12 protein-coding genes are annotated in these 13,007 nt (G+C 60.6%); 7 read left to right on the forward strand and 5 right to left on the reverse strand.

What is annotated here, in order from left to right; translation table 11 throughout:
• Positions 1 to 756, forward strand: a 756-nt coding sequence (locus F8N49_RS18700; protein WP_256675470.1) for a hypothetical protein, incomplete at its 5' end; no start/stop codon positions are given.
• 179 nt (positions 757 to 935) lie between these two features.
• Here the strand turns inward: F8N49_RS18700 and F8N49_RS18705 are convergent.
• The gene (locus F8N49_RS18705) at positions 936 to 1,913 is read right to left on the reverse strand and encodes a quinone oxidoreductase (protein ID WP_125916991.1); all 978 of its coding nucleotides are present in this window, start codon (positions 1,911 to 1,913) and stop codon (positions 936 to 938) included.
• A gap of 150 nt (positions 1,914 to 2,063) precedes the next feature.
• Here F8N49_RS18705 and hemF point away from each other — a divergent pair, with 150 nt between their 5' ends.
• On the forward strand, positions 2,064 to 2,978 hold the full coding sequence (gene hemF / locus F8N49_RS18710) for an oxygen-dependent coproporphyrinogen oxidase (RefSeq protein ID WP_151552068.1): 915 nt from the start codon (positions 2,064 to 2,066) through the stop codon (positions 2,976 to 2,978).
• Between the two features lie 9 nt (positions 2,979 to 2,987).
• Positions 2,988 to 3,809 carry a shikimate dehydrogenase gene (gene aroE / locus F8N49_RS18715; RefSeq protein WP_151552070.1) on the forward strand — a complete coding sequence of 274 codons (822 nt, stop codon included), beginning with the start codon at positions 2,988 to 2,990 and terminating at the stop codon, positions 3,807 to 3,809.
• 77 nt (positions 3,810 to 3,886) lie between these two features.
• On the opposite strand, the gene F8N49_RS18720 is transcribed toward aroE, so the two are convergent.
• The 3 genes from F8N49_RS18720 to betC all read right to left on the reverse strand — a co-directional run bounded on the left by F8N49_RS18720 (position 3,887) and on the right by betC (position 8,163).
• Positions 3,887 to 5,455: a SulP family inorganic anion transporter gene (locus F8N49_RS18720; RefSeq protein ID WP_151552072.1), complete on the reverse strand. Its 1,569-nt coding sequence runs from the start codon at positions 5,453 to 5,455 to the stop codon at positions 3,887 to 3,889.
• A 256-nt stretch (positions 5,456 to 5,711) separates the two neighbouring features.
• A complete protein-coding gene (choX, locus tag F8N49_RS18725; protein ID WP_122748211.1) occupies positions 5,712 to 6,632 on the reverse strand; it encodes a choline ABC transporter substrate-binding protein in 921 nt (306 codons plus the stop codon).
• Positions 6,633 to 6,648: 16 nt separating this feature from the next.
• Positions 6,649 to 8,163, reverse strand: coding sequence for a choline-sulfatase (gene betC / locus F8N49_RS18730; RefSeq protein ID WP_151552074.1), 1,515 nt, complete (start codon positions 8,161 to 8,163; stop codon positions 6,649 to 6,651).
• A 114-nt stretch (positions 8,164 to 8,277) separates the two neighbouring features.
• On the opposite strand from betC, the gene F8N49_RS18735 reads away from it, so the two are divergent.
• A complete protein-coding gene (locus tag F8N49_RS18735) occupies positions 8,278 to 9,228 on the forward strand; it encodes a LysR family transcriptional regulator (RefSeq protein WP_122603554.1) in 951 nt (316 codons plus the stop codon).
• Positions 9,229 to 9,274: 46 nt separating this feature from the next.
• Here F8N49_RS18735 and F8N49_RS18740 read toward each other — a convergent pair whose 3' ends face one another.
• Positions 9,275 to 9,940 (reverse strand): NAD(P)-dependent oxidoreductase, encoded by a 666-nt coding sequence (locus F8N49_RS18740; RefSeq protein ID WP_016772367.1) that lies wholly within the window; start codon positions 9,938 to 9,940, stop codon positions 9,275 to 9,277.
• Between the two features lie 81 nt (positions 9,941 to 10,021).
• Between F8N49_RS18740 and F8N49_RS18745 the strand changes: the two genes are divergently transcribed.
• From F8N49_RS18745 to F8N49_RS18755, 3 genes are all read left to right on the forward strand, one after another.
• On the forward strand, positions 10,022 to 10,348 hold the full coding sequence (locus F8N49_RS18745; RefSeq protein ID WP_056791177.1) for a DOPA 4,5-dioxygenase family protein: 327 nt from the start codon (positions 10,022 to 10,024) through the stop codon (positions 10,346 to 10,348).
• Positions 10,349 to 10,750: 402 nt separating this feature from the next.
• Positions 10,751 to 12,058: a CitMHS family transporter gene (locus tag F8N49_RS18750; protein ID WP_073470799.1), complete on the forward strand. Its 1,308-nt coding sequence runs from the start codon at positions 10,751 to 10,753 to the stop codon at positions 12,056 to 12,058.
• A gap of 85 nt (positions 12,059 to 12,143) precedes the next feature.
• The gene (locus tag F8N49_RS18755; protein ID WP_071173939.1) at positions 12,144 to 12,911 is read left to right on the forward strand and encodes a TerC family protein; all 768 of its coding nucleotides are present in this window, start codon (positions 12,144 to 12,146) and stop codon (positions 12,909 to 12,911) included.
• Positions 12,912 to 13,007 lie beyond the last annotated feature (96 nt).

Consider the following 13,007-nt stretch of genomic DNA (forward strand, 5'->3'; position numbering starts at 1 on the left):
ACGCGTGCAGTGGCGAGATTTCCAAAAGCATCCATTCTTTCAATGTGCTTGAAGCAACTTCGAAATATTAATGGCTGCGGAGAAGTAATGGATATTACGGATTTACACCTCAAGGATTATCTGCAGGGCTTTCAGGAGACACTCAAGAATCAACAGGCCGACTATCGTGTAGCCATTCTTGAGGCAGGATCGGATGCCGGGGAATTTGAACGCTTCATCAATCGACAGTTTCGCCTGCGATTGCAGCATTACATGCTCACCTCCAGAGCCCGGGCGCTGGAAACTCGACTGGCGATCACCTCACGCAGCACGCACTTTCTGTTGTATCAGCGTGATCAGCTTATTGCGGTGCTGCGGGCAACTCCGGCGCCCTTCGAATGGGCTTCACTGGCGCAGCATCATGTGTCTCCCACTGTGGCATTGGCGCGCCACGTCGAGTTCAGCCGTCTGATCACCCATTCCCAGCAGCACCGGCCGGTGTCGGTCAATGGTCTGCTTGCCACCGCTGCGGAATGGGCGATCGATCGCGGATATCACGGGGTGACGGCCTTGTGCAGATCGCCACAGCGGCAACTGTATCAGCGCTTCGGCCTGACACCGATCGCTTCGCAGGCAATGCATATCGAGCAGCGTGCCCGGGGCGATTATTGGCTGTTATCCGCCGAATGGCGGCAAATCCTGATGGCCCTGGATCAGCCTGTGAACATGAACGCGCATCAGCCGGAGTATCGTGATGTTTTTAACCGTCAGTATTGATCCGCCAGTGATTGAAGAGTGGGCTGAGAAATGGCTCGTATATGAATCGAAGAAGTTGCGCAGGAAGTTTGCCGGTCGTAGACCAGCGGCGAAGAAACTTCACCGCAAGATGTACTTGATATAGCTGAAAGATACTCGGCGAACTCATGGAAGAGTTCGCCGAGTATCAACTTGAGGCGTTATGGCAGCAGAATGGTGGAACCGGTCGTGCGCCGTGCCGACAGTTCGGTTTGTGCTTTCGCCGCATCCGCCAGTGCATGGCGCTGGCTGATGTCGACCTTCAGCTTGCCGCTGATGATCATCTCGAACAGCTCGTCGGCCATGCGTTGCAGGTTCTCGGCGTTGTTGGCGTAGGTCGCCAGCGTAGGCCGGGTGACGTACAACGAGCCCTTGGCGGCGAGAATGCCCAGATTGACGCCGTCGACCGCGCCCGAAGCATTGCCGAAACTCACGACCAGGCCCCGAGGTGCGACGCTGTCCAGGGATGTGAGCCAAGTGTCCTTGCCGACGCCGTCATACACCACCGGGACTTTCTTGCCGTCAGTCAGCGCCAGCACGCGCTCGGCAACGTTTTCATGGCTGTAGTCGATGGTCGCCCAGGCGCCGTTGGCTTTGGCCAGCTCGGCTTTCTCCTTCGAGCTGACGGTGCCGATCAGCTTCACGCCCAGCGCTTTGGCCCATTGGCAGGCCAGCGAGCCGACGCCACCGGCTGCGGCGTGGAACAGAATGGTTTCACCGCCCTGCAGTGGGTAGGTCTGGCGCAGCAGGTATTGCACGGTCAGGCCCTTGAGCATGACCCCGGCGGCGGTTTCGAAACTGATTTCATCGGGCAGGTGCACCAGATTGTCCTGCGGCAGAACATGCAGCTGGCTGTAGGCGCCGAGCGGGCCGCTGCCGTATGCCACACGATCGCCGACCTTGAACCGGGTGACTTCGCTGCCCACCGCTTCGACCGTGCCGGCGCCTTCCGAACCCAGGCCGGACGGCAACGCGGGTGGCGCATAGAGGCCGCTGCGGTAATAGGTGTCGATGAAGTTCAGGCCGATCGCCTGGTTGGCCACGCGCACCTGATTCGGCCCGGGCGCAGCGGGTTCGTAGTCAACATACTCGAGCACTTCGGGACCGCCGTGGGCGCGGAACTGGATACGCTTTGCCATCTGCCTGCTCTCCTTGGGTCGTTGCTAAGCCCTCTATCCAACTCCCCTGCTTGATCTTCGTCAACTGCGGCGCGCCGGTCTGCGATGGTATGCTACGCGCCCATTTGCGCCGCCCGCCTGCCGGGGCGCCGCCCGATTCAAGGTGAAGCCATGACGACCCGCACCGACGCCGTAAAGGCCTATCTGCTCGATCTGCAAGACCGCATCTGCGCTGCACTGGAAACCGAAGACGGCGGCAAATGCTTCGTCGAAGACGCCTGGACCCGGCCGGCGGGCGGTGGCGGGCGCACCCGCGTGCTGGAAAACGGCACGCTGATCGAAAAGGGCGGGGTCAACTTTTCCCACGTGTTCGGCAGCGGCCTGCCGCCGTCGGCCAGTGCCCATCGGCCGGAACTGGCCGGGCGTGGTTTCGAGGCGCTCGGCGTGTCGCTGGTGATCCACCCGCACAACCCGCATGTGCCGACCTCCCACGCCAACGTGCGTTTTTTCATTGCTGAAAAAGAAGGCGAAGAACCGGTCTGGTGGTTTGGCGGCGGTTTCGACCTGACCCCGTATTACGGCGTTGAGGAAGATTGCATTCATTGGCACCGCGTCGCCGAGCAAGCCTGTGCGCCGTTTGGTGCGGACGTCTATCCGCGTTACAAGGCCTGGTGCGACACCTATTTCCATATCAAGCATCGTCATGAGCCGCGCGGCATTGGCGGTCTGTTCTTCGACGATCTGAACGAGTGGGACTTCGACACCAGTTTCGCCTTCATGCGCGCCATCGGCGACGCCTACATCGAGGCCTACCTGCCGATCGTGCAGCGGCGCAAGAATGACGCGTTCACCGCACAGCAGCGCGAATTCCAGGAATTCCGCCGTGGCCGCTACGTCGAATTCAACCTGGTTTACGACCGTGGCACGCTGTTCGGTCTGCAATCGGGTGGCCGCACTGAATCGATTCTGATGTCGCTGCCGCCGCAAGTGCGCTGGGGTTATGACTGGAAGGCCGAGCCGGGCAGCGCAGAAGCGCTTCTGACCGAGTATTTCCTGCAGGATCGTGACTGGCTGGCCGAGGCCTGAGGACGGGTGATGGATCGTTACGTTGTTTTCGGTAATCCGATTGGCCACAGCAAGTCGCCGATGATTCACCAGTTGTTCGCCGAACAGACCGGCCAGCGCCTCGACTACAGCACGCTGCTCGCGCCGCTGGATGATTTTACCGGCTGCGCCACGGCATTCTTTCGCGAAGGCCGCGGCGCCAATGTGACGGTGCCGTTCAAGGAAGACGCCTACCGTCTGGCCGACAGCCTGACCGCCCGCGCGCAGCGCGCCGGTGCGGTGAACACCTTGAGCAAACTGGACGATGGCTCACTGCTCGGCGACAACACCGATGGCGCAGGCCTGGTCCGCGATCTGACGGTGAATGCCGGGTTCAGCCTGACCGGTAAGCGCATCCTTTTGCTCGGCGCTGGCGGCGCGGTGCGCGGTGCGCTGGAGCCATTGCTGGCGGAGAAGCCGGCCTCGGTGATCATCGCCAATCGCACCGTGGACAAGGCTGAACTGCTGGCCGAGTTGTTCTGCGACCTCGGGCCGGTGTCGGCCAGTGGTTTCGACTGGCTGCGCGAACCGGTGGACGTGATCATCAACGCTACCTCCGCCAGCCTGACCGGTGACGTGCCGCCGATTGCGCCAAGCCTGATCGAGCCAGGCCAGACGCTGTGCTACGACATGATGTACGGCAAGGAACCGACCGCGTTTTGCCGCTGGGCCACTGAGCACGGCGCGGCGCTGGCGATGGATGGTCTGGGCATGCTCGCCGAGCAGGCGGCGGAGGCGTTCTGGCTGTGGCGTGGCGTACGCCCGGATACCGCGCCGGTACTCGCCGAGCTGCGCCGCCAACTGGCCCTTTAAGCTTTGCTCCCACATTGAAATACGATCAATGTGGGAGCGAGCCTGCTCGCGAATCGCATCACCACCGCGATATCAGATCAATCCTCAAACCTGATTGGGCACTTCTCCGCCCCCTCCAGCTTCCTCAACTCCTCCACCACCGGCGACCGCGCCCGGCGTAAGGTCAGGCTGCGACCCTGGCCCAGCAGGCGTCGCGCTTCCTGATGCAGCATCTCTACCCCTGAATAATCGATGAAGTTGATCTGCTGTGCCTCGATTACCACCCGCGCGCCATGCAGGCGTTGCAGGCGTACTTGCAGGTAATGGCTGGCGCCGAAAAAGATCGAACCGCCCACGCGCAGCACGTCGTCGTCACCGTCGCGCCAATGCTGCACCCGTGGTTGCGAGGTGCGCTTGAGGTAAAAGAACAACGACGCCAGCACCCCGGCGTAAATCGCCGTCTGCAATTCCAGCAGCAAGGTCGCGAGACAGGTCAGGGCCATCACCACGAACTCGGCGCGGCTGACCCGCAGCAAAGCGCGAATGCCCCGGTGATCGACCAGACCCCAGGCAATCAACAGGATGCTGCCGGCCATGGCGGGGATCGGAATATGCGCGATCAGCCCTGCGCCGAACACCGCGAACAGCGCCACCCAGATCGCCGAAAACACTCCGGCCAGTGGCGAGCAGGCACCCGCCTCGTAACTCAGACCTGAGCGGGTAAACGATCCGGCTGAGAGCGACCCGGAAAAGAACGCACCGACGATGTTCGACAGACCCTGTGCGCGGACTTCCTGATTGGCGTCGAGCAACTGTTGCGAGCGCGCCGATATCGAACGGGCGATCGACAGACTGGTGACCAGCCCGAGCATGCCCACCGCCACCGCGCTCGGCAGCAGGCGCAGGATCACCTCCAGATCCAGCGGCAAGGCGCTCAGCGGCGGCAGGCGTCCGACGAAAGCGCTGACCAGATGCACATGGCCGAACATCGCCGGCCAGATCCATACCAGCAGACTGGCCAGCACCAGCGTGAGCAACAGCGTCGGCCAGCGCGGCAGGAGTTTTTTCAGGGCCACGCCGACGATTACCGTGGCGACGCCGAGCATCAGCGAAGGCTTATCCACAGCCCCCAGATGTCGCAGCAGATCCATCAGGCTGGCGAGCGCTGTGGTGTTGGCCGGCAAATCCAGCCCGAGCAGATTGGGCAATTGCCCGATGGCGATCACCACGGCGGCACCGAGGGTGAAGCCGAGCACTACCGAATGCGAAACGAAATTCACCAGCGCGCCGAAGCGCAGCAAGCCGAGCAACCATTGGAAAATCCCGGCGAGGAACGTCAGCAGCAGGATCAGAGTGATGTAGTCCTCGGAAGCCGGCACCGCGAGCGGGCTGACGCTGGCGTACAGCACGATGGAAATCGCCGCCGTCGGGCCGCAGATCAAATGCCATGACGAACCCCACAGGCAGGCGATCAATACCGGAATGATTGCGGCGTACAGCCCGTATTCCGGTGGCAGCCCGGCGATCAGTGCGTAGGCAATCGACTGGGGTAAGGCGAGAATCGCACCGCTGAGGCCGACGATCAGGTCCCGCCCGACGCTGGCGCGGGTTTGCCGTGGCAACCAGCTCAGGAAAGGAAAAAGTGAATGGCGGCTGGGGAAGGCCATGGGTCCTCGCGGTTGGGGTTTTGTTCAAGGTTATCAGGGTGTCAGGTGTAAAAGCCCCTCACCCTAGCCCTCTCCCTGAGGGAGAGGGGACTGACCGAGCTGTTTGTTGAAGATTCACCGACCTGCGATTTCGGCGTTGAACGCAAGTTTTGATTCAACAGCGATCGGCTCCCTTTCCCCCTCGCCCCCTTGGGGGAGAGGGCTGGGGTGAGGGGGAAAAAATCTCCAGCCGAACGCTATTCCAGCAACCCTGAGATCAAAGCTTGGCCTTCACCGCCACCAACGCATCCTTGCCATCCACGGTCTTCACCCCATCCAGCCACTTGTCCAGCACCGCCGGATTGGCTTTGATCCACGCCTTCGCCGCTTCGGCATTGCTGACCTTCTTGTTCACCACCTCGGCCATGATGCTGTTCTCCATGTCCTGAGTGAACGACAGATTGGTCAGCAACTTGCCCACATTCGGGCAGGCCTCGGCGTAGCCCTTGCGGGTCAGGGTGAAAACGTTGCCAGTGTCGCCGAAGTATTTTTCGCCGCCCTTCAGGTAACGCATTTTCAGTTGCACGTTCATCGGGTGCGGGGTCCAGCCGAGGAAGGTGACGAATTTCTGTTTCTTCACCGCCCGCGACACTTCGGCGAGCATCGCCTGTTCGCTGGACTCGATCAGCTTCCACTGGCCCATGTTGAAGTCATTCTTCTTGATGATCTCCTGCAACGAAATGTTCGCCGGCGCGCCTGATCCGATGCCGTAGATTTTCTTGTCGAACTTGTCGGCGAATTTGTTCAGGTCGGCAAAATCATGCACACCCGCCTCCCAGACATAGTCGGGGACGGCGAGAGTGAATTCAGTGCCTTCGAGGTTTTTCGCCAATTGCGTCACATCACCGGTGGCGACGAACTTGTCATAGAAGCCCTGCTGCGCCGGCATCCAGTTGCCGAGGAACACGTCCACCTGGCCATCCTTCAAGCCGCCGAAGGTGATCGGCACCGCGAGGGTGTCGACCTTGGCCTTGTAGCCCATGCCGTCGAGCAGAAATCCGGTGATGGCATTGGTCGCGGCGATGTCGCTCCAGCCCGGATCGGCCATCTTCACGGTTTCGCAACTTTGCTCGGCGAAGGCCGAGGCGCTGCTCAATGCGATCAGGCCAACGGTGACAGCTGTGGATAACTTGCGCATGGACTTCCCCTTAACGTTATTGGTTTTGGCAGGGTTGTGGATAACGGGCCTTGCGCTCCAGATCATCAAGGTCGATGTGGTTGCGCATGTACTGCTGACTGGCATCGACCAGCGGCTGGTGATCCCAGCTCTTCAGCTTGCCGATGGTTAACGCATCGGCGACGAAACGGCGTCGGCGCTGGCTGGCCAGTACGTCCCGATGGATCGCCGGAATGTCCCACTTGGCCCGCGCTTCAGCGAGAAAGTCTTCGAACAGCTGACGATGTTGCGGCGATTGGCTTAGTTCCTCTTCTTCGCGCGGATCGTTATCCACATCGAAGAGTAGGCACGGGTCGCTTTCGCTGTAGATAAATTTGTAGGCGCCGCGGCGGATCATCATCAGCGGGCTCACAGTGCCTTCGGCCATGTATTCGCCGAACACCTCGTCATGCCCGCCCTGCCCTTGCAGGTGCGGCAGCAAGGAACGGCCGTCCAGCGGCAGGCCCGGCTCAAGCGTGCCACCGGCCAGATCCACGAACGTCGGCAGCAAGTCTGCGGTGGAAACCGCGGCGCTGACCCGGCCCGCCTCGAATTGTCCCGGTGCGCTGATCAGCAGCGGCACCCGCGCGGCCATCTCGAACCAGTGCATTTTGTACCAGAGGCCCTTCTCGCCGAGCATGTCGCCATGGTCACCGGAGAAGACGATGACGGTGTCGTCGATCAGCCCGGTTTCCTCAAGTGTTTGCAGCAGTTTGCCGACATTGTCGTCGATATAACTGCAAGCACCGAAGTAGGCGCGACGGGCATCGCGGATTTTATCCACAGGCAGCGGCTTGTCCCACAGGTCGTAAACCTTGAGCAGACGTTGCGAGTGCGGATCGAGTTGGTCCTGGTTCAAGGCTGTAGGCAACGGAATATCAGCATCGTCATACAGATCCCAGAAAGCCTTGGGAATCGTGTACGGATCGTGCGGGTGGGTCATCGACACAGTCAGGCAGAACGGTTGCTCGCCGTCCTCGCGGATGTGATCGAACAGATACTGCTGCGCCTTGAACACCACCTCTTCGTCGAAATCCAGCTGATTGGTGCGCACGCACGGCCCGGCTTGCAGCACCGAAGACATATTGTGATACCAGCTCGGCCGCACATCCGGCTCGTCCCAGTTCACCGCCCAACCGTAATCGGCCGGGTAGATGTCGCTGGTCAAGCGTTCCTCGTAGCCGTGGAGCTGGTCCGGCCCGCAGAAATGCATCTTGCCCGACAGCGCGGTGCGGTAGCCCAGACGCCGCAGGTAATGCGCGTAAGTCGGAATGTCGGCGGGAAAATCGGCCGCGTTGTCGTAGGCGCCGATCTTGCTCGGCAACTGCCCACTGACCAGGGTGAAGCGCGACGGCGCGCACAGCGGGCTGTTGCAATAGGCAGCATCGAACACCACGCCTTGGGCGGCGAGGCGGGACAGATTCGGCAGTTTGATCGGCGATGGGCCGTAGAACGGCAACATTGGCGCGGCCATTTGATCGGCCATGATGAAAAGAATGTTCTTGCGCTTCATGTGATCGCGGCATTCCATGTTGAATATTTATGCGAGAGTGCTGCGATCGAGCATGGATTCCATGCCTGTTCCGGTAAAGCCCGCGCCGGACAATGACTAGGATAAGTACAGCTTATGTATGACGCCCTCGGTGACCTCTCCCTCGATCTGCTGCGCGCTTTTGAAGCGGCGGCCCGCCATCGCAGTTTTACCGCTGCTGCGGTGGAGCTTGGCACCACGCAGCCGGCGATCAGCCAGCAAATGAAACGTCTGGAAGAGCAGCTCGGTACGCGCCTGTTCGACCGGATTTACCGGGGTATCGAGTTGACAGAGGTTGGCGCCCTGCTGTTCGAGCAAGTTACCCTCGGTTTGCAGAATATCGACGCAGGATTGAGCGCAATCAGCACTCAGCAGCAACATGAAGTGCTGCAAGTGGCCACGGATTTCGCTTTCGCCGCTTATTGGCTGATGCCGCGCCTGCATCGCTTCCATGAGGCCAATCCGCATATCGATGTCAGCCTGGTCACCAGCGAGCGCAACCACAACATGCTGCGCACCGACATCGACGTGGCGATCCTGTTTGGCGATGGTCGATTCAAGCAGGGTGAGAGCCACTGGCTGTTCAGCGAAGAAGTGTTCCCGGTGTGCAGCCCGCTGCTGCTCAAGGAGCGGTCACTGCCGTTGCCCGCGCAGGCCCTGCTGGAATTTCCGCTGCTGCACCTGCGCGGCGAAAACAGCAGCAACTGGTTCGACTGGAGTGGCTTGTTTCGTCAATTGGGCCTGACTACGCCGCCAGCGCCGGGGCAATTGCGCTTCGACAATTACACCTTGCTGATTCAGGCGGCGATTGGCGGACAAGGCGTGGCGATTGGCTGGCGGCACCTTGTGGATAACTTGCTGGTGCAGGGTTTGCTGTGCCGGCCGCTGGCGCAAACCACGCTGTCGCGGCTGGGGTATTACGTGGTTTTGCCGCAACGCAAACGTCGGGGTGCGTTGATTCAGGAATTTGTTGATTGGTTAATGGCGGAACAGGCCAGCAGTGCCGAATCGCTTAACGGTCTGGCCCTGCCCTCGATTGCGGTGTGAAGAGCAAAAAATCATCCGATCGCGGCCCGAGCCGTCGGACGATCTTTTACGAATCGGAAGCCGCCACAAAATTCACATGCTGCCCCACATGCAGATTCAACCGCAGCTCATCGGCGATGCCCACCGCGACACGGTTCAGGCGCTCCAGCGGTTCGGCCAGTCCAGGTTCGAGATTGCCGCCGACCTGACTGAAGTGCTCGATGGTCAACCCGGCCACGCCATGCGGCGCATTGACCAGGGTCCAGCGCAGTGAGCTGCTTTGTACCGCCTCGAGGATTTCTTCGGCAGCGTGACGTTGCAGACGCTCGTCATTTTCCGGCTCGTCGAGCACACCGAAGTTGCCGACCAGAAACAGGCGCGGCACGCTGGCCAGTTGCAAACCTTCGACCAAGGCGTCGACTGCCAGCACTTGTTCCACCGGCCCCAGCGTCACCGAGCGCTCAACGTGGTCGCTGCTGAACGGCAACCCCGGCGCGTCCAGCAGGCAGATCACCGCCGAGCTGCCGGCGACGCTTTGATTGACCCGCTCGGCATCGAACAGATCGCCGGTCTTGGTGCGCAACCCCGGACGCGGCGCGAGTGCGGTGAGATCGTCGAGGATGGCGATGACTTCGTGTTGGCGACGCAGCAATTCAGCCATCAATGCGCCGCCCAGGCTGGCCATGGCACCATAAAGCACCACTTTGACCACTGGGGTCTCGGCATTTTTCATGGCTGTTTTCCTTATAGTTGTCCTATATGACCTGTGACGGTGGAAACAGCCAAGGGTTCGAACCGATTGAGAGGCGACACGATGCAAGGGATCAAGGGCTATCACGCGCATGTCTATTTCGACGCGCAAACCATCGACCAGGCGCGGGCCTTGTGCGAACAGGCCGCGCAGTTGTTTGCGCTGAAAATGGGTCGCGTGCACGAACGCCCGGTGGGGCCGCACCCCGACTGGAGCTGCCAACTGGCTTTCGGTCCCGAGCTGATCGGCGAGGTGCTGCCATGGCTGGCGCTCAACCGCAAAGGCCTGGTGGTGTTCCTGCATCCGGACACGGGCGACGACTTGCTCGACCACACCGAACATGCGATCTGGATGGGCGCGGTGCGGCCGCTGGATCTGTCGATTTTTTAACCAGGTGCTTGGACGAACTGATAACGAATATGTCCAGACTGCCAGCCAGCGTTGTCTGTCCGTTCCCTCGCATCGCTTCTCGGCCCGCATTCATTGGCTGTCGTTGCATCCGACCGCCGGTTGACCATTCATTCATCGCTTTCGCGCCCGAAAGGTAGCTGAAAGCTTCCCCGATTAGGATCGCCCCACTCCCGGCAACAGACCGGTTGGCCCAAGCCCTGTGTTTTTTCCACAGGCCCGGCCCAATTAACAACAACAATGGTGATTCTGATGTCTTCTGCAACCCGCCGTTTCTTCCGCTTCCTGCTGGTCACTCCACCCGTACGCCTCGCGCCTGCCGTTCTGCGCTGATCCCGCCCGATCCGCTCATTCCATTAGCCGCGCTACGCCTGGAGTATTCCCATGCTGACTTTCCTTGGCTTCGCCATGGTCATCACGTTCATGTTCCTGATCATGACCAAGCGCCTGTCCGCGCTGATCGCCCTGATCATCATCCCGATCCTGTTCGCGCTGTTCGGTGGTTTCGCGCCGAAAATCGGCCCGATGATGCTCGAAGGCATCACCAAACTGGCGCCGACCGGCGTGATGCTGATGTTCGCCATTCTGTATTTCGCCCTGATGATCGACTCCGGCCTGTTCGACCCGGCCGTGCGCAAGATCCTCAAACTGGTCAAGGGCGACCCGTTGAAAGTTTCGGTCGGCACCGCCGTTCTGGCGCTCGTCGTTTCCCTCGATGGTGACGGCGCGACCACTTACATGATCTGCGTGGCCGCCATGCTGCCGCTGTACAGCCGCATCGGCATGAGCCCGCGGATCATGGCCGGTCTGATCATCCTCGCCGGTGGCGTAATGAACATGACCCCGTGGGGCGGCCCGACCGCCCGCGCGGCGAGTGCTCTGCATGTCGATCCGTCGGACATTTTCGTACCGATGATCCCGGCCATGGCCGCCGGTGTCGTGGCGATCCTGGTGATTGCCTACTTCTACGGCAAGCGTGAGCGTGCCCGTCTCGGCGAGCTGCATCTGGTCGGCGACGAGATCGATCACAGTGAAATCAGCGTCTCGCAATTCCCTGACGCACGCCGTCCGAAGCTGATCTGGTTCAACGCCGCACTGACTTTCGGCCTGATGTGCACGCTGATCGGTGGCCTGTTGCCGCTGCCGGTGCTGTTCATGGTGGCGTTCAGTATCGCCATGATCGTCAACTACCCATGCCTGCAAATGCAGAAGGATCGCGTCGCCGCGCATTCCGGCAGCGTGCTGGCAGTGGTCGGGCTGATCTTTGCGGCGGGTATCTTCACCGGTATCCTGTCGGGCACCGGCATGGTCGATGCGATGTCGAAGAGCCTGTTGGCGGTGATTCCGGATTTCCTCGGCCCGTACCTGGCGGTGATCACGGCACTGGTGAGCATGCCGTTCACCTTCTTCATGTCCAACGATGCGTTCTATTACGGTGTATTGCCGGTGCTGACCGAAGCGGCCAGCCACTATGGGATCACTGCGGTGGAAATGGCCCGTGCCTCGATCGTCGGCCAGCCCGTCCACTTGCTGAGCCCGTTGGTGCCGTCGACCTATCTGTTGGTGGCGCTGGCCGGCATCGATTTCGGTGATCACCAGCGTTTCACCCTGAAATGGGCGATCCTGGTGTGTATCTGCATTCTGATTGCTGCACTGCTGTTGGGGACTTTCCCGATGTTCAGCACTCTATAAGCCCAAGACTCACCGTTACGGGTCCCGGCTTCGCGGTTTGAAGCCCGGACCTTTTTCGGTTCAACAATTGCTCAAAGGAATACACATGGATTGGCTGACCAACCCCGAAATCTGGGTTGCCTTCTTTACCCTGACCGCCCTGGAAATCGTCCTCGGTATCGATAACATCATCATGATTTCGATCCTGGTCAGCCGCATGCCGAAACACATGCAGCAGCGCACGCGGATCTTCGGTCTTGGCTTGGCCATGATCACGCGGATCCTGTTGCTGCTGTCGATCACCTGGGTCATGCGCCTCACTGCCGACCTGTTCGAAGTGTTCGGCCAGGGCATTTCCGGCCGCGACCTGATCCTGTTCTTCGGTGGCCTGTTCCTGCTGTGGAAAAGCTCGCAGGAGATGTACCACGCGCTGGAAGGTGAAGATGAAAGCGACGACGCGCCATCGGGCAAGGGCGGCAACTTCCTCTACACCATCATCCAGATCGCGATCATCGATATCGTCTTCTCGCTGGACTCGGTGATCACTGCCGTCGGCATGGTCTCCCACGTTCCGGTCATGGTCGCGGCGATCGTCGTGGCAGTGCTGGTGATGATGCTGGCGTCGGGCAAGATCAGCGAATTCATCGACAAGCACCCGTCGCTGAAAATGCTCGCGCTGTCCTTCCTGCTGGTGGTCGGTACCGTGCTGATCGCCGAATCGTTCGACGTGCACGTGCCAAAAGGCTACGTCTACTTCGCCATGGCGTTCTCGCTGGCGGTGGAAGCGATCAACATCAAACTGCGCGGCGCGATGGCCAAGAAGAGACAGCAACAGGATCCGGTGAAATTGCGCAAGGATGTGCCGGGCCAGTAACCCGGTAGTCCAGCGGCACGCTACAACCCTGTGGGAGCGCGCCTGCTCGCGAAGACGGAGCGCCGGTCGACAACAATGTTGGCTGGCCCACCGCTT

This window comes from Pseudomonas sp. GXM4 (assembly GCF_008923895.1).
GTDB lineage: Bacteria > Pseudomonadota > Gammaproteobacteria > Pseudomonadales > Pseudomonadaceae > Aquipseudomonas > Aquipseudomonas atacamensis.